Annotated in this window: 15 protein-coding genes and 1 tRNA gene; 7 read left to right on the top strand and 9 right to left on the bottom strand. The window is 70.9% G+C overall.

Annotation, left to right across the window (positions count from 1 at the left end; translation table 11 throughout):
• Positions 1–125: 125 nt before the first annotated feature.
• Positions 126–389, bottom strand: coding sequence for a cell division protein CrgA (locus ACX27O_RS01210; protein ID WP_030331997.1), 264 nt, complete (start codon positions 387–389; stop codon positions 126–128).
• 221 nt (positions 390–610) lie between these two features.
• Between ACX27O_RS01210 and ACX27O_RS01205 the strand changes: the two genes are divergently transcribed.
• From ACX27O_RS01205 to ACX27O_RS01190, 4 genes are read left to right on the top strand one after another with little or no spacing between them, the layout of a single operon-like run.
• Positions 611–1,411, top strand: coding sequence for a DUF881 domain-containing protein (locus ACX27O_RS01205; RefSeq protein ID WP_030331995.1), 801 nt, complete (start codon positions 611–613; stop codon positions 1,409–1,411).
• Positions 1,408–2,991 carry a class E sortase gene (locus ACX27O_RS01200; protein ID WP_458938815.1) on the top strand — a complete coding sequence of 528 codons (1,584 nt, stop codon included), beginning with the start codon at positions 1,408–1,410 and terminating at the stop codon, positions 2,989–2,991. The genes ACX27O_RS01205 and ACX27O_RS01200 overlap by 4 nt, the downstream gene beginning before the upstream one ends.
• A gap of 4 nt (positions 2,992–2,995) precedes the next feature.
• Positions 2,996–3,277, top strand: a complete 282-nt coding sequence (locus tag ACX27O_RS01195; protein WP_458938814.1) for a hypothetical protein — start codon at positions 2,996–2,998, stop codon at positions 3,275–3,277.
• A gap of 2 nt (positions 3,278–3,279) precedes the next feature.
• Complete coding sequence (locus ACX27O_RS01190) at positions 3,280–3,930, top strand: aminodeoxychorismate/anthranilate synthase component II (RefSeq protein ID WP_210857867.1); 651 nt, start codon at positions 3,280–3,282, stop codon at positions 3,928–3,930.
• 58 nt (positions 3,931–3,988) lie between these two features.
• Here ACX27O_RS01190 and ACX27O_RS01185 read toward each other — a convergent pair whose 3' ends face one another.
• The 8 genes from ACX27O_RS01185 to ACX27O_RS01150 are packed head-to-tail and all read right to left on the bottom strand — an operon-like array spanning position 3,989 to position 13,704.
• Positions 3,989–4,684, bottom strand: coding sequence for a SanA/YdcF family protein (locus ACX27O_RS01185; RefSeq protein ID WP_458938813.1), 696 nt, complete (start codon positions 4,682–4,684; stop codon positions 3,989–3,991).
• A gap of 19 nt (positions 4,685–4,703) precedes the next feature.
• Positions 4,704–6,518, bottom strand: coding sequence for a Stk1 family PASTA domain-containing Ser/Thr kinase (pknB, locus tag ACX27O_RS01180; protein WP_458938812.1), 1,815 nt, complete (start codon positions 6,516–6,518; stop codon positions 4,704–4,706).
• Positions 6,515–7,924: a serine/threonine-protein kinase gene (locus ACX27O_RS01175; RefSeq protein ID WP_210857865.1), complete on the bottom strand. Its 1,410-nt coding sequence runs from the start codon at positions 7,922–7,924 to the stop codon at positions 6,515–6,517. The genes pknB and ACX27O_RS01175 overlap by 4 nt, the downstream gene beginning before the upstream one ends.
• A gap of 1 nt (position 7,925) precedes the next feature.
• The gene (locus ACX27O_RS01170) at positions 7,926–9,431 is read right to left on the bottom strand and encodes a peptidoglycan D,D-transpeptidase FtsI family protein (protein ID WP_030331980.1); all 1,506 of its coding nucleotides are present in this window, start codon (positions 9,429–9,431) and stop codon (positions 7,926–7,928) included.
• Positions 9,428–10,921, bottom strand: a complete 1,494-nt coding sequence (locus tag ACX27O_RS01165; protein WP_358128040.1) for an FtsW/RodA/SpoVE family cell cycle protein — start codon at positions 10,919–10,921, stop codon at positions 9,428–9,430. Before ACX27O_RS01165 ends, ACX27O_RS01170 begins: the two co-directional genes overlap by 4 nt.
• Positions 10,922–10,951: 30 nt before the next feature.
• Entirely contained in the window at positions 10,952–12,427 is a 1,476-nt protein-coding gene (locus tag ACX27O_RS01160; protein ID WP_210857863.1) for a PP2C family protein-serine/threonine phosphatase, read from the bottom strand.
• Positions 12,424–12,909 carry an FHA domain-containing protein FhaB/FipA gene (locus ACX27O_RS01155; protein ID WP_030331975.1) on the bottom strand — a complete coding sequence of 162 codons (486 nt, stop codon included), beginning with the start codon at positions 12,907–12,909 and terminating at the stop codon, positions 12,424–12,426. The genes ACX27O_RS01160 and ACX27O_RS01155 overlap by 4 nt, the downstream gene beginning before the upstream one ends.
• Before the next feature lie 6 nt (positions 12,910–12,915).
• Positions 12,916–13,704, bottom strand: a complete 789-nt coding sequence (locus ACX27O_RS01150; protein WP_007454122.1) for an FhaA domain-containing protein — start codon at positions 13,702–13,704, stop codon at positions 12,916–12,918.
• 207 nt (positions 13,705–13,911) lie between these two features.
• Between ACX27O_RS01150 and ACX27O_RS01145 the strand changes: the two genes are divergently transcribed.
• From ACX27O_RS01145 to ACX27O_RS01135, 3 genes are all read left to right on the top strand, one after another.
• Positions 13,912–13,997, top strand: a tRNA-Leu gene (locus ACX27O_RS01145).
• A gap of 64 nt (positions 13,998–14,061) precedes the next feature.
• Positions 14,062–15,177 (top strand): NAD-dependent epimerase/dehydratase family protein, encoded by a 1,116-nt coding sequence (locus ACX27O_RS01140; RefSeq protein ID WP_030331972.1) that lies wholly within the window; start codon positions 14,062–14,064, stop codon positions 15,175–15,177.
• Positions 15,174–15,980 carry a WecB/TagA/CpsF family glycosyltransferase gene (locus ACX27O_RS01135; RefSeq protein WP_210857862.1) on the top strand — a complete coding sequence of 269 codons (807 nt, stop codon included), beginning with the start codon at positions 15,174–15,176 and terminating at the stop codon, positions 15,978–15,980. The genes ACX27O_RS01140 and ACX27O_RS01135 overlap by 4 nt, the downstream gene beginning before the upstream one ends.
• Positions 15,981–16,046 lie beyond the last annotated feature (66 nt).

Genomic DNA, 16,046 nt, shown 5'->3' with positions numbered 1-16,046 from the left:
GCGGTAACGTGAGTCATCTCGCAGTAGGCCACGCTGCCTGCGCACACCATAGGGGGCCCCGCCCGATCCTGCCGGGCAGGGGCTCGACGGGTGACGTGAGACCGCCGACGCGACGGCCTGCCAGATCAACGCCAGCGGGAGAGCAAGGCCAGCGAAGCGACCATCGCGCCGAAGCCGACGGCGAGGTTCCAGTAACCCCACGCCATGACCGGGTACTCCTGCTCGGACAGGTAGTAGAGCACCAGCCAGCCGATCCCGACGACGATCAAGGCGACCGCGGTGACCGGCAACCACACCGGGCTAGGCTTGCGCGACGACGCCGTCGTCGTCGGACGGACGTCCGTCGGCGGGGTGTACACCTTCTTCTTACGGACCTGAGACTTGGGCACGGCGCTCTCCAGAGGGGTGACGACCTCGTCCGGCCTGACAACCGGGCGCGGGGGCGACGGTCCATGGCCAATAATGTTCGAGAGCTAGCGTAGTCCCGATTGGCCGCCTGGACCACGAATGGGGTCAGGCCGGTGCACGGAGTGACCGAAAGAGGCGGGACTGTTCGCATCGCCGGCCCGGCCGGCACGGACCGATCCCCGACACGCGGAAGGAACGCTCGGTGGAGTACACATCCGGCGCAACCTCCTGGCAGAAGGTCCTCCGACGGGCCGTTGCCGGGCTGCTGCCCCGGCGACCGCGTCAGCGCCGTCCGGGCTGGTCGATCGGGGTGCCCCTGATCGCGGCGGCGGCCGGGTTGCTGTTCACCACCACCGCCACCACCGCCGGCGGCACCGCTCTCCGGGAGGACCGGCGGCCCCAGCTCAATCAGCTCATCGAGGACCGCCGCGAACAGGTGGCAGCCAGCGAGCGCCGCGCCGCCGAGCTGCGCGGCGAGGTCGAGCAGCGGACCAACACGCTGGCCGGCTCCGACGCCCCGATCAAGGAGCAGCAGAACCGCGCCCAGGGCAGCCTCCAGAACGCCGGGTTCACCGCCCTGACGGGCCCCGGGGTCACCGTCGAGCTGAACGACGCGCCGCAGATCGACCAGACCCAGTCGGACGCCAGCAACGACGACCTGGTGGTGCATCAGGGAGACGTACAGGCGGTGGTCAACGCGCTGTGGGCCGGCGGAGCCGAGGCCATGTCAATCATGAACGTCCGCGTGCTCACCACCAGCGCGGTACGCTGCGTCGGTAACACCCTGCTACTTCATGGCCGGGTGTACTCCCCACCGTTCAAGATCGTAGCAATCGGCGATCCCGCTGCCCTCCAGCAGGCCCTCGCCAGCTCTCAGGGAGTCCGGTTGTTCAAGGACGCGGTCGACGACTACCAGCTCGGCTACACGGAGACAGCCTCCACGGTGCGAGTCCCCGCATTCGAGGACTCCACCGCCCTGCGCTCGGCTACGGTGCCCAGATGAGCGGGCCGGACGAGCGTCGCGACGGGCGACACCGGGACCAGACCGACGAGCCGACCGCCTTCCTGCCCCCGTTGGATCGGCCCAGGTCGGCAGCCGACCGGCCGGCCCCGGCCGGCAACTGGCCCGAGCCGGTGCTGCACCCTCCCCGAGCCGGGCAACCGACGCGACCGAACGCCGACCGACCTGAACCGAACGAGACCCCGGGCCGACCGGGTGTCGAAGCCCCACCGCCCTGGCCGGGCACCGCGGCTCCCGGGCTGGGCCCGCACGGCAACGCCGGGGCTCCCCCCGCGACCACCCCCGGCCGGCCGGCCACCGGCAACCAGGGCCCGGTTCGGCCCGCTGCCCCCGGCAACGCACCGACCCGACCGGCCGCGCCCAGCGCGATGCCGACCCGCCCGACGACCTCCGGCCCGCCCAGCCGGCCGGCCTCCTCCGGCCCTTCGACCCCGCCGCTGGCCGACTCACCGACCGCGCCGATTCCGCAGGTCACCGCCCGGCCCGCACGGCCCACCGGCCCTCCGAGCACCCCGGCTGGCCCGGCCATGCCTGTGTCACCGGCCGCCCCTGGTCGGGCGGCAGCGGCCCGGCCGGAAGGCGTCGCGCCGTCGACCGGGCCCGGCCGGGTCCCGCCGAGCGCTGGCGGTGACCGGGGCGCGGATCCGGCCGCCACCGCGCTGATTCCGGCCGTGCCCGCAACACCCGCCACCAGGCCGCCGACCATGGACTCGACCGCGCTGATGGGTGCCGTTCCGCGCACCGCGGTCCCCGCCGAGCCGACCGGCGGCAACCCCGCCGACCCTCCCCAGCCGCGTCGGGGCGAGCGGGTGGTCCAACTCCGGCCGCACCAGACCGGCGAGGGCTACAAGAGCGTCTACTCCGAGCTCACCCGGCCGTCGTTCGGCTCCCGGCTGCGCACCGGTATCCGCGTCACCGGCGAAGTCCTGATCACCTTCGGCCTGGTGGTGCTGCTCTTCGCCGGGTACGAGGTGTGGGGCAAGTCGGCCATCGTCGACGCCCACCAGAACGACCTCAACAACGAGTTGGCCCAGGCGTGGGGCCCGACCGACGACCCGACTGTCGCCCCGTCGGCGGCTGGCCCGAGCGTGAAACCGTCACCTCCGGTACGCGGCAAGCCGCTCGCGGGCCTCTACATCCCCAAGCTCGACAAGAACTGGGTGGTGGTCGAGGGCGTCACCCAGGCCGACATCCGCTACGCCCCGGGCCACTACCCGGCCAGCGCGCTCCCCGGCCAGGTTGGCAACTTCTCCGTCGCCGGCCACCGCAACCGGGCCACCTTCTGGCGGCTGGACGAGCTCAGCGAAGGCGACGCGATAGTGGTCGAGAGCAAGACCGACTGGTACGTCTACCGGGTGTCGCAGTCGCGGATCGTCAAGCCGACGCAGGTGGAAGTGGTGGCACCGGTGCCCGGCGAGCCAAACAAGAAGGCGACCAAGCGGATGCTGACCCTCACCACGTGCAACCCGAAGTTCGACAACTACCAGCGTCTGATCATCCACGCCGAGCTGGACCGTACCCAACCCAAGTCGGCGGGCCGCCCGGCGGAGCTGGGAGGCTGACCCGATGTACGCGTTCATCTGGCGCAAGCTCCCCTTCGGCCTGGTCGGAAAGCTGACCGGCTCGGTGCTGCTGGTGGCCGCCACCGTCGCGCTGCTCTGGTATGTCGCCTTCCCGTGGGCCGAGCCCCTGCTGCCCTTCGACGACGTGCAGGTCGAGTCCGGCGTTCCCGCCGAGACCGGTGGCGGCGGCGACCCGGTGACCGGGGAGACCCCGGCCGGGGGAGATCACGAGCTGCCGTACGACACCGACCAGAACAACCCAGCGCCGTCCTCCCCAAGCAGGTGACCATGCGCGTCCTCGTGATCGACAACTACGACTCGTTCGTCTTCAACCTGGTGCAGTATCTGGGCCAGCTCGGCGTCGACTGCGAGGTCCGCCGCAACGACGAGATCGACGTCGCCGAGGTGGGCAGGGTGGGCGCCGCCGGCGTCCTGCTCTCACCCGGGCCGGGCAGCCCCGACCGGGCCGGCATCTGCCTGGACGTCATCCGGACGTACGCCGGCGAGCTGCCGATCTTCGGTGTCTGCCTCGGTCACCAGGCGATCGGCGAGGCGTTCGGGGCGACCGTCACCCGGGCCCCCGAGCTGCTGCACGGCAAGACCTCCGAGGTGCGCCACCATTCGGTCGGCGTCCTCGCCGGTCTGCCCGACCCGTTCACCGCCACCCGGTACCACTCCCTCGCCGTTCTGCCCGAAACGCTCCCCGACGAGCTTGAGGTCACCGGCTGGACCGGCTCCGGTGTGGTGATGGCGATGCGGCACCGGACGCTGCCCATCGAGGGCGTCCAGTTCCACCCGGAGTCGGTGCTCACCGAGGGCGGCCACCTCATGCTGGCCAACTGGCTGGCCGGTTGTGGTCACGCGGAGGCGCTGGAGCGCGCACCGGCGCTGGCCGCCGAGGTCGACACCCGCCGCCGCGCCGCGTTCGCCACCACCTGAGGCCGAACCGTCCCGGCCGTCATCCGGCCGGGTGGCGTGAGAACGCGGGCCGGCTGGGTCAGTTCCGCAGCGCGTTCTGGACCGCCGGATCCGCCGGCGAGCGGACCGCGGGCGGACGGCTCCGAACGGCGTCCCACGCCGCCTTGCCACTGGCGAAGTAGTCCCGGACCGACTTCTCGGCGAGCAGTGCGGTGCCGCAACCGTCGCAGCGGGCGGTCACCCCGTCGACGTCGAGGCCGAGATGGCGGCACAGCGTCACCGCCCGGGACAGGTGGTACGACTGGGTGACGATCAGGGCCTTCTCGACGCCGTACACCTCGCGCGCTCTCGCGCAGGTGTCGTAGGTGTCCAGGCCGAACGGGTCGGCCACCACCCGACGCCTGTCCACACCGCGCTCGGAGAGATACGTCGTCATCACCGCCGGCTCGTCACCTGACGCGCCACCGCCGTCGCCCGACACGAGAACGACAGTGGCCCGCCCGCTGGTCACCAGCTCGGCGGCGGTGTCCAGGCGACCGGCGAGACGGTCCCCGGGCCGCTGTCGGTCGGCGGCCACCTCGGTACCGAGCACGATCACCACGTCGACGGTCGGCGCGTCGGCGGCAGCGTACACGTGGCCGCGGGCGGCGAGCGTCGTCCACAGCCACGGGGAACTGGCGAGCACCAGCACGACAAGGCCCGCGAGTGCCAGCCAACGGAGGCGTCGGGGCCACCGCCGCACCGGCTTGACCGGGGACGATCCCGCCTCGGTCATGTCGGTGCCCACTGGTGGCTCAGTCCTGCGGCCGGCTCGGCGGGGGTGGGAACGGCAGACCGATGCCGCCCCCGTTGCCGGGAGTGGTCGGCGTGGTCGTCGGCGTGGTCGTCGGCGTGTTCGTCGGTGTCGGGTCGGTCTCCGGCTCCGGCTGACTCACCTTGATGGTCACCTTCGTGCCGGTGGGCTTCTTCTCCTTGCCGTTCGGGCTCTGGTCGGTGACCTTCCCCGCTTCGGCGGCGGGCACCTCCGGCCCGTTCTGCACGACGACCACGAAGCCGCGGTCCTTGAGGAACCGGGTGGCGTCGTCCTGGCTCAGCCCGACCACGTCCGGCACCTCGCGAACCTTGCCGTTCGAGACCGTGAGCTTGATCTTCGTGCCCTCGGGGACGCTCTCGCCGGAGGGTGGGTCGACGTCGAGAACCTCGTCCTCGCTCGCCTCGGCGTCCACCGTCTTGACTTCGTACTTGAGCTTCGCCTCGGTGAGCCGGTCGATGGCGCTCTCCCGCTTGCTGCCCTTGAGCCCGGCCGGAACGCGGACCTCGGGAACGCCGCCACAGACCTGAATGGTGACAGTGCCGTTCTGCTCCAGCCGGCTCGTCGGTGCCGGATCCTGGTTGACGACGTTGCCCTTCGTGCAGTCGCTGGCCAGCACCGGATCACCCACCTTCGGGGAGAACCCGGCGTTGCGGATCTCGTCGATCGCGACGGCCTGGCTCTTGCCGGTGAGGGTGGGCACCGATTTCAGGTCCTTGCCCTGCATGTTCCAGAGCAGGGCGGCGACCAAAGCGATCACCGCCAGCACGCCGACCGCGCTGAACATCGCGATCAGCCAGGAGGACGCCTTGCGCTGACGCGGGTCTCCCACCCGGGCGGGGATCTGCCCGGTCTGCGGCCCGCGGCCGGAAGCCGGGTAGCCACCCCCACCGCCGGCCGGGGCCATCGCCACCGTCTCCGCCTCGCGCAGCACCGGGGTGGCCAGCACGGGCCGGCCGGCGGCGGCGCGGAGCAGGTCCGCCCGCATCTCGCCGGCACTCTGGTAGCGGTTGAGCGGGTTCTTCGACAACGCCTTGAGCACGATCGCGTCGACGGCCGGCGTGACGTCCGGGTTGATGTCGCTGGGCGTCGGCGGCGTCTCCCGTACGTGCTGGTACGCGACGCTGACCGGGCTGTCCCCGACGAACGGGGGATGGCCGCAGACCAGCTCGAACAGCACGCAGCCGGCCGCGTACACGTCGGAGCGCGCGTCGACGGCCTCGCCGCGGGCCTGCTCCGGGGACAGGTACTGGGCCGTGCCGATCACCGCGCTGGTCTGCGTCATGGTGGTCGCGCCGCTGGCCAGGGCACGGGCGATACCGAAGTCCATCACCTTGACCTGGCCGGTCTGGGTGAGCATCACGTTGCCGGGCTTGATGTCCCGGTGGATGATGCCGTGCCGGTGGCTGAACTCCAGCGCCGCGCACATGTCGGCGCAGATCTCCAGCGCCCGGCGCGGCTGCAGTCGGCCCTCGGCGCCGAGGACCTCCTTCAAGGTCCGCCCGTTGACGAACTCCATGACGATGAACGGCAGCGTCTCGCCGGTCGGCGCGGTCTCCTCGCCGGTGTCGTAGACCGCCACGATCGCCGGGTGGTTGAGTGAAGCGGCGTTCTGCGCCTCCCGACGGAACCGCATCTGGAACGTCGCGTCCCGGGCGAGGTCGGTGCGGAGCATCTTGATCGCGACGTCCCGACCGAGCCGAAGGTCGCGACCGCGGTGCACCTCGGCCATACCGCCATAGCCGAGCAGCTCGCCGACCTGGTACCTGCCACCGAGCAGGCGGGCCTGCGCTGTCATCGCGTCTGTCGTCCTTCGCTCGTCGTCGTCCCGCCGTCGCCCGGCTGGAGTCGTACCTCCCGACGGTACGACGTCCGGGTCGGATCGTCGCCTTCGTCGAGTCGTAGCGCGCCGGACGCCACGGTGTGCGGCGCCAGCCCGGCCGATGCACCGGCCTGCGACTGCTTCCGTAGGTTGTAGGAAATCACGCCCGAGCAGAGCAGGACCAGCACGGCGAGCAGGATGGCGAGGAGCACCATCCCGGGGCGGGACCGCTGCGGCTGGGGTGACGGCACTGCCGGGCCGGCCTGTCGGACGTACGCCGGCGGGTGTTCCTGTCGGGGTGGCCCGGCGGGCACGGCAGCGGCACCGCGCGGGTAGCCGTTCGGTGCGCCCTGCGGCCGGGCTGGCTGAACGGCCGGCGCGACGGCGGTGGGGCGTGGCTGTTGGGCGGGCGCGATCGCTGTCGGCCTGGGCCCGCCCACCGGCGGGCGGGCAGCCGGCGGACGCATCTGATGCGCCTGCGGCACCTGGGCCCGGCCGGGCGCGGCGGGCGAGGCGGGCGCGCCCGAGACCGGCCCGGAGTTACCGGCCGCCCGGGCCTGCTGGGACAGCGCGGCCTTGAGCTGACGGGCGACCCCGGCGAGGGCGGCGGCGCTCGGCCAGCGGGCGGCCGGGTCCTTGGCCAACGCCCGTTCCACCAGGGCGCGCACCTGCGGAGGGATGTCGGACGGCAGCGGCCGGGGCGTCTCCCGGACGTGCCGCATCGCGATGTCGAGGGGATTGTCGCCCTCGAACGGCCGCCGACCGGCCAGGCACTGGTAGGCGACCACGCCGAGGGCGTACACGTCGGAAGCGGGGGTGGCCACGCCGCCGGTGGCCTGCTCCGGCGAGATGTACGAGGCGGTGCCGAGCACCGAACCGGCGGCGGTGAGCTGGCCGACCATGTCGGAGCGGGCGATGCCGAAGTCGGTCAGCACCAGCGTGCCGTTCGGCCGGACCAGCAGGTTGCCCGGCTTCACGTCGCGGTGCACGATGCCCTTTTCGTGCGCGGCGTGCAGCGCGTCGGCGGCCTGCGCGACGAGGGCCATCGTCCGGGCGGGAGTGAGCCGGCCGACCCGGCTCAACGTCGACGACAGGGCGTCACCTTCGACGTACTCCATGACCAGGAAGGCGATCTGCTGGTCGTTGCCGAAGTCGTAGACGTCCACCACGCCGGGATGGTTGATGGTGGCCATGGTGCGGGCCTCGCCGCGGAACCGCTCGCCGAAGTCCGGGTCGTCGAGTAGCGCGGGCAGCAGGCTCTTCACCGCGACCGTCCGGCCGAGCACCTGGTCGGTGCCGCGCCAGACGTCGCCCATGCCGCCGCTGGCGATCCGCTCGTCGAGACGGTAGCGGTTGCCGAGCTGCACGCCGGGGCTGAGCATGTCAGCGACCCCCCGGGTCGGTGATGGCGGCCCGCATGATCTGACCGGCGATCCGGGCGGCCTCGCCGCTACCACCCGGACCGGCCTGCTCCAACATCACGCAGACCGCGGACACCGGGTTGCCGTTCTTGTCCATCGCGAAGCCGATGAACCAGCCGTGGTCCGGTCGATCCGGGGCGGACTGGGCGGTGCCGGTCTTGCCGCCGACCGTGTAGCCGCCGATCGCGGCACTCTTGCCGGTGCCGTTCCGGACCACGCTGACCATCATCTCGCGCAGGTCGGTGGCGACCTGGGAACTGACCGGCTGGCGCAGCTCCCGCGGCTTGGCGGTGTAGTAGCTGGTGGTCCGGTCCGGTGCGAGCCACTGCCGGACCAGGTACGGCCGCATCTGGCTGCCGTTGTTCGCGATCGACGCAGCGATCATGGCGCCTTCGAGCGGGGTCATCCGGACGTTGTTCTGGCCGATCGAGGACTGGGCCAGTGCGGCCTGGTCGGTGCTGCCGTCCGGGTTCTGGATGTCCCCGGTCCGGCTGGCCGCCGTGGGCAGGCCGCCCTCACCCAGGTGGCCGACGGTCAGGTCCTCCTGCTCGAAGCCGAACTGCCGGGCCTTCTCTTTGACAGTGTCAGCGCCGAGCCGCACGCCGAGCTGGGCGAACCCGGTGTTGCACGAGTAGGTGACCGCGTCCAGCAGGCTTACCTGCCGTCCCGGGCAGATCGACGGATCGGCGTTGCGGATGGGCGTGCCCGACGTGGGCGCGGTGTAACTGGAACCGGCCGGGATCTGGGTCGTCGGCGTGACGCCGTTCTCCAGAGCCGCCGCGGCGACCACGATCTTGAAGGTGGAGCCCGGCGGCAGCGTCTCGGCGAGCGCGCGGTTCTTCAACGGCTCCGTCGGGTCCTTCTCCAGCTTGTTGAACGCCGCGGCCGCCTCGTTGCTGTCGTGGCTGGCCAGCGGGTTCGGGTCGAAGCTCGGCATGGAGACCAGCGCCTGCACCGCCCCGGTACGCGGGTCGATGGCGATCGCCGCGCCGCGCTTCGCGCCCACCCTGTTGTCACCCAGCTGGTCGTACGCCACGTCCTGGGCCTTCTTGGAGAGCGAGAGCAGCACGTTGCCGCCGCCGGTGTCATCCCCGGTGAACATGTCCTTCAACCGGTCACCGATCAGCTGGTCGCTGGTGCCGGCCAGGAAGTCGTTCTCCGACCGCTCGATGCCCTGATCGGCGAGGTTGACCGGCTTGTAGCCGAGCACGTGGGCGTACTTGGCGCCGCCCGGGTAGGTGCGCAGGAACTTCAGGTTGCCGGTGGTTTCCTTGCTGGTGGCAAGGGCTGTGCCGCCGGCCTCGATGTTGCCGCGCTTGCGGTCGTACTCGGCGACCTGGACCCGACGGTTGTAGTCGCTGGTGCGGTATTCATCCGCCTTGTAGGCCTGAATCCAGTTGAGGTTGGCGAAGAGCAGACCGAACAGGACCATGACGACGACGCCGACGCGGCGCAGGGGTGCGTTCACGGCTTGATCACCTCCGTGGGAGCACCGTGCAGCTGCTCCGGCGTGCTGCCGCTGGGACGGACGGCCTTGCCGCCGCCTCCTCCGGTCACCGGACGGCGGGCGCCGTCGGAGACCCGCAGCAGCACCGCGATGAGCAGCCAGTTGGCCATCAGCGACGACCCGCCTGCGGACAGGAACGGGGTGGTCTGACCGGTCAGCGGGATGAGCTTGCTGATCCCGCCGACGATCACGAAGACCTGGAGGCCGAGGGTGAACGCCAGACCACCGGCGAGCAGCTTGCCGAACGAGTCCCGGACGGCGAGCGCGGCACGCAGCCCACGCTCCACGATCAGCAGGTAGACCACCAGCAGCGCGGAGAGACCGAAGAGGCCGATCTCCTCACCGATGCCGGCGAAGATGAAGTCGTTCTGCACCTCGGGCAGGATCTCCGGCTGACCGCCGCCCGGACCGGCACCGAAGAGCCCGCCCGTGCCAAGGGCGAGCAGTCCCTGCACGAGCTGGTAGCCCTTGTCGGTCGGGTCGGCGAACGGGTCCAGCCAGATCTCCGCCCGCAGGTAGAAGTTGGCGAACGGCCCGCCCACCGTCGAGCCGAGGACGTAGGCGAGGTACGCGCCGCCGAAGAAGAGAACCAGGCCGATCAGCAGCCAGCTGACCCGTTCGGTGGCGATGTAGAGCGTCACCACGAACATGCCGAAGTAGAGCAGCGAGGTGCCCAGGTCCTTCTCGAAGACCAGCACCAGGACGCTGATCAGCCAGACGCCGACCACCGGGCCGAGGTCACGGCCACGGGGGAAGTCGATGCCGAGGAAGCGCCGGCTGGCCAGCGACAGCACCTCACGCTTGCGCACCAGGTAGTAGGCGAAGAAGACCAGCAGCGCCAGCTTGGCGAACTCACCCGGCTGGATGGAGAAGCTGCCCACCCGGATCCACAGCTTCGCGCCGTTGATCTCGGAGATGCTCGACGGCAGCACCGCCGGGATCATCACCAGCACGATACCGGCCAACCCCAGGGTGTACGCGTACCGCGAGATCGACCGGTGGTCACGCATGATGGCGAGCAGTCCGGCGGCGAGGATCACCGCACCGAGCGTCCAGGCCAGCTGGCGCCCGCCCTGCCCGGCGAAGACGGCCAGGTTCTCGCGCTCGGCCACCGGAGCGTCGCCCAGGTCGATCCGGCGCAGGAAGCCCACCCCGAGCCCGTTGAGCAGGGCCACCGCCGGCAGCAGGGCCGGGTCGGCGAACGGGGCGAGGAACCGGATGACCAGGTGCAGGCCGAGGAAGACCGCGCCGAGCGCGGCGGCCGGCATCCAGAAGTCCGAGGTGACCGTGTCCAGCAGGTTCGCTTCGACGGTCGCCCCGTACGCGGCCACCAGCACCATCGCGAGCAGCAGCAGGGACAGCTCGGCGTTGCGGCGCGACCGCGCCAGGCGTACGCCGGATTGCTCGCCCGCGGTGGCGGGCGAGGGTGCCGGTGTGGCCGCTACGGTCACGGGTGGAGTCCTCGGTATCTCAGCCGACGCTCACTCAGGAGACCGGCAGCTGGCCGGGTCGAGCGCCGGCGTGGCCGAGTCTGAGGGCGTGACGTCGGGTGTGGTGGTCGCGCCGGCCCCCCCGAGAGCGGTGGTGGCACCGGCGGTCGGGGTTGCGCTGACAACCCCGTTGGGGGTCGACGAGGCGTTGACGCTCGGGCTGCCGTTCGGGGTCGGCGTCAAACCGATCGGCGTCGGCGTGGGCGTGGGCGTGTTGGCCCCGGCGGCGGTCGGGTCGAGTGGGCAGAGCGGCTTCAGGTTGGGGTTGCTGGGGGTGTCGCTGGTCAGCTCGGCGAGCTGACGCTCGGCGTCCGGCTCGCTCTTGGCCCGGATGCCGACCTTGACGGTGTCCTGCGCGGCGACAGTGAGGTCGTCCAGCCGGGTGCCGCTGCGGCGGTGCACGCTGGACAGGTCCATCCCGGCGATCTGACCCTGGACCCCACGGAAGACGGCGACCTGCCCCTCTTCGGTGGCTCCCACGTAGTACTGCCGCTGGGTGTACGTCCAGCCGCCGAACGCCGCCCCGCCGACGATCACCAGCACGGCCAGCGCCATGGCGGCGGTCCGCACCGGGCGTCGTTTCGGCCGGTCCGGTTCGTCGTCGGCGGCCGCCGGCTCCTCGGGCGCGGCCGGGCGCGGCGCGGAGAGCGCCGAGGCTCGGGCGGCCGGGGTCGAGTCGTCGGCGGAGGTCGCCATTCCCCGGTCCCGGGCGGCGGCACCGCCGACGATCGGGGTCGCCTCGACGATGTCCTGGTCGGTGGCGTCGGCGATGATCACCGTGATGTTGTCCGGCCCGCCGCCGCGCAGCGCGAGCTGCACCAGCCGCTCGACACACTGCTGCGGGTCGGCGTACTCCCGCATGGTCTCGCCGATGGTTTCGGCGCTGACCACACCCGAGAGGCCGTCGCTGCAGATCAGGTACCGGTCGCCGGGCATGACCTGGCGGACCGAGTATTCCGGGTCGATGTCCCGACCGTCGAGGGCGCGGGTGAGCAGCGACCGCTGCGGGTGGCTGCTCGCCTCCTCGGCGCTGATCCGGCCTTCGTCGACGAGCATCTGGACGTACGTGTCGTCCTTGGTGATCTGCGCGAACTCGCCGTTGCGCAGCAGATAGGCCCGCGAGTCACCGATGTGGACCATTCCCAGCTTGCTGCCGGTGAAGAGGGTCGCCGTCAGCGTGGTGCCCATCCCCTCCAACTGCGGGTTGGCGTCCACCGTGTCGCGGAGTTGTTGGTTGGCGGTGCCCACGGCCGAACGCAACGCATCGACGAGGGCGTCCCCCGGGACGTCCTCGTCGAGCGGCGCCATGGCACCGATGACGATGTTGCTGGCGACGTCACCGGCGGCCATACCGCCCATGCCGTCGGCAACGGCGAGTAACCGCGGCCCGGCGTAGACGGAGTCTTGATTGCCGTCTCGGATCAGACCGCGGTCGCTGTGGGCCGCATAGCGCAGGGTCAGAGTCATGGCCGTAATTCGAGGGAAGTGCGGCCGATCCGGATCGGCACGCCGAGGGGGACGGGGGTTGGTCCGGAGACCTTAGCGCGATCGAGGTACGTGCCGTTAGTCGAGCCGAGGTCCTCGACGTACCACTGCCCGTCACGCGGCACGAGCCGGGCGTGTCGCGCGGAGGCGTAGTCGTCGGTGATGACCAGGGTGGAGTCCTCGGCTCGACCGATGGTGATCTGAGCTTCACCGAGAGTGATCCTGGTGCCGGCCAGCTGACCGGCTGTCACCACCAACTGGTGCGCCGCCCTACCCCGCTTCACCTTCGCTGGCTTGGCCGCCTGCCCCGTCGAGGCGCCCACCGCGCGTGGCGCGGCCACCAGGCGACCGGACCGGGCGCCCGCGAAGAGGTCCCGGCGGATCACGCCGACCACCGTGAACACGAAGATCCACAGCAGGATCAGGAACCCGAACCGGGCAACGGTGATGACCAGTTCCGGCAAGGCGGCTCAGCCGTCCACGCGGAAGGTCAGCGTCGTCGTACCGAGCTGGACCATGTCACCGGGGTTGAGCGCGACGGCGGAGACCCGCTGCCCGTTCACCATGGTGCCGTTGGTCGAACCCAGGTCGGTCAGCACGACCTGGCCCCCGTCGAAATCCAGCCGGGCGTGTCGCCGGGAGATGCCCACGTCGGGCAGCCGCAGGTTGGCCTGGTCGCCACGACCGATCACCGTCGACCCCATCTGGAGGGGATAGGTGCGACCGTCGCCGGAGACCAGCCGCACGTTGCGACCGCCGCCGTGCCCGGGCGGCGGACCGTAGCCACCGCCCTGGTCGTACGCGGGGTAGGCGGGCGGGCCGGCGTCGTAGCCGGGTGCCGACACCGGGGCGACCTCGCCGCCGGTGTAGACCTCGGCCGTGACCCGGAACATGCCCGTGTCGAGGCCCTCACCTCGCTCGATCTCGACGATCACGTCGCCGTAGACCGTCCACGCCTGCTCGCCGATGAACTCCGCCTGCGACTGGGCCAACTCCTGGGCCAGCGCGGCGGCGTACGGCGCCAGCCGACTATGGTCGAACGGCGAGAGATCGATCACGTAGCGGTTGGGCACCAACGTGCGCCCACCGGCCAGGATCGCCTTGTGCGCCTCGGCCTCCCGCTGCATGGCGTTGAGGATCTCCACGGGGTGGACCACCCCTTTGAAGACCTTGGCGAAGGCCCCTTCGACCAGGCCTTCCAGACGCTTCTCGAAGCGTTGCAGCACGCTCACCGGCTCCTCCTCGGGTCCCGAGGACATGATGGTATCCGGCCGGCGCGCGCGCAGCTCACACGCCGCTCGGCCGGCTGCTCTCGACCCGTTCGGAAGGGCCGGGACTGTCGTGCTAATCTTTCGTCCGCCACGAACGGTAACCGCTCGTGGCGAGCGCCGGGAACAGCGTAGTATTCCCGGGGCCCGTTGGCGACAGCGGGGCCAGGGCGGCTAAGGTGTTCCGGGTTGTGCCACGGGGATGTGGCGGAATGGCAGACGCGCACGGTTCAGGTCCGTGTGCCCGAAAGGGCGTGGGGGTTCAACTCCCCCCATCCCCACCACCGACGAAGGGCTCCGCATATGCGGAGCCCTTCCGTCATATCGGGGCGTGCCGGACGTCACGCTATGCTCCGATGGATTCTGCCTCCGATGGACCAGGAGTGGCGTGTGAGTGTCGCGTTGGTGACAGGGTCGGGTGGTCTGATCGGCTCCGAGGCCGTCCGGCATTTCGCCGGCCTCGGTCTGGATGTCGTGGGCATCGACAACGACATGCGCCGGTACTTCTTCGGCGAGGACGGTTCCACCTCCTGGAGCCTTGAACGGCTCAGCCGTGACCTGGGTAACGCCTACACCCATTTCGCGGTGGACATCCGGGACCGGGACGGCCTGGAGCAGGTGTTCAAGAAGTACAGCTCGGACATCGCCGTGGTGATCCACAGCGCCGCGCAGCCGAGCCACGACTGGGCCGCCAAGGAGCCGTACACGGACTTCGACGTGAACGCCGGCGGCACGCTCAACATGCTGGAGAACACCCGCCGACACGCGATCGACGTGCCGTTCATCCACTGCTCGACCAACAAGGTCTACGGCGACCGGCCCAACAGCCTGCCGCTGGTCGAGCTGGAGACCCGGTACGAGCTGCCCGAGGACCACCGTTGGTACCAGGGCATCACCGAAGAGATGTCGATCGACCACTCACTGCACTCCGTCTTCGGCGCCTCCAAGGTCGCCGCGGACGTGATGGTCCAGGAGTACGGGCGCTACTTCGACATGAAGACCGCCTGCTTCCGGGGCGGCACCCTGACCGGCCCGGCGCACTCCGCCGCCGAACTGCACGGGTTCCTGGCCTATCTGATGCGCTGCGTCATGGAGGGCCGGACGTACAACCTGTTCGGTTACAAGGGCAAGATGGTCCGGGACGCGATCCACTCCCACGACGTGCTGACCGCGTTCGAGGCGTTCTTCCGGGCCCCCCGCTCCGCGGAGGTCTACAACCTCGGCGGCGGTCGCCACTCCAACACCTCCCACATCGAGGCGTTCCGCATCGCGGAGGAGATCACCGGCCGGGAGGCGCGGATCAACTATGTCGAGCAGAACCGCACCGGCGACCACCAGTGGTACGTCAGCAGCATGGCGCGGTTCGAGGCGCAGTATCCGGACTGGAAGATCACTTACGACGTGCCGATGATCCTGCGGGAAATCTACGAGGCCAACGTGGACAAGTGGGTGGCCCAGCCGTGAGCAGCCGAACCAAGCGCAACGTGCTCGGCGTCCTGGTCGACGCCACCGACTACGCCACGGCGACCGACGCGGTGGTGACCGCGGCGCACGAACGGCGTCCCCTCGCGCTGACCGCGCTTGCCGTGCACGGTGTGATGACCGGGGTGCTCGACCCGGCGCACAACGCGCGGCTCAACTCCTTCGACGTGGTCACGCCGGACGGGCAGCCGGTGCGGTGGGCGCTCAACCTGCTGCACCACGCCGGGCTCAGCGACCGGGTGTACGGGCCGACCCTGACCCTGCACGTGCTGTCGCGGTTCGCGGACGAAGGGCTGCCGGTCTACCTGTACGGCTCGACCGAGGAGACCCTCGCCCGGTTGATCCCGGCCCTGGAGCGGATGTTCCCGGCGCTGAAGATCGCCGGGGTGGAGCCGTCCAAGTTCCGTGCCGTCCAGCCCGGCGAGGACGCCGAGATCGCCGACCGAATCCGGTCCAGCGGTGCCCGGCTGGTCCTGGTCGGCCTCGGCTGCCCGCGCCAGGAGGTCTTCACGTACGCCATGCGGCCACTGCTCGACATGCCGCTGATGGCGGTCGGCGCGGCCTTCGACTACCACGCCGGGCTGTTGCGCCAGCCCCCGCCGTGGATGCAGCGTGTCGGCCTGGAGTGGTTCTGGCGCCTCGGTCTGGAGCCGAAGCGGCTCTGGCGCCGCTACATCATCCTCAACCCGGCCTACCTGAGCCGCCTGGTCGCGCAGAAGCTCGGCCTGTGGAAGGCCCGCCCGCCGGCGCCGGCCACCGAGCGGCCGGCCAGCTTCTCGGTCTGAGCCCTACGACCCTTCTCGGTCTGAGCCCTACGACGCGAGGCCCCACCCGGCGTGCCGGGTGGGGCC

This window comes from Micromonospora sp. SD19, assembly GCF_054462275.1.
This window is presented reverse-complemented; position numbering and strand designations above follow the sequence as displayed.

What these genes read in the sequence shown, in the direction of transcription:
- ACX27O_RS01200 (WP_458938815.1), top strand. Translation starts at nt 1,408, where the DNA reads ATGAGCGGGCCGGACGAGCGTCGCGACGGGCGACACCGGGACCAGACC.
- ACX27O_RS01195 (WP_458938814.1), top strand. Translation starts at nt 2,996, where the DNA reads ATGTACGCGTTCATCTGGCGCAAGCTCCCCTTCGGCCTGGTCGGAAAG.
- ACX27O_RS01190 (WP_210857867.1), top strand. Translation starts at nt 3,280, where the DNA reads ATGCGCGTCCTCGTGATCGACAACTACGACTCGTTCGTCTTCAACCTG.
- ACX27O_RS01185 (WP_458938813.1), bottom strand. Translation starts at nt 4,684, where the DNA reads ATGACCGAGGCGGGATCGTCCCCGGTCAAGCCGGTGCGGCGGTGGCCC.
- pknB (WP_458938812.1), bottom strand. Translation starts at nt 6,518, where the DNA reads ATGACAGCGCAGGCCCGCCTGCTCGGTGGCAGGTACCAGGTCGGCGAG.
- ACX27O_RS01175 (WP_210857865.1), bottom strand. Translation starts at nt 7,924, where the DNA reads ATGCTCAGCCCCGGCGTGCAGCTCGGCAACCGCTACCGTCTCGACGAG.
- ACX27O_RS01160 (WP_210857863.1), bottom strand. Translation starts at nt 12,427, where the DNA reads ATGACTCTGACCCTGCGCTATGCGGCCCACAGCGACCGCGGTCTGATC.
- ACX27O_RS01150 (WP_007454122.1), bottom strand. Translation starts at nt 13,704, where the DNA reads ATGTCCTCGGGACCCGAGGAGGAGCCGGTGAGCGTGCTGCAACGCTTC.
- ACX27O_RS01140 (WP_030331972.1), top strand. Translation starts at nt 14,062, where the DNA reads ATGCTCCGATGGATTCTGCCTCCGATGGACCAGGAGTGGCGTGTGAGT.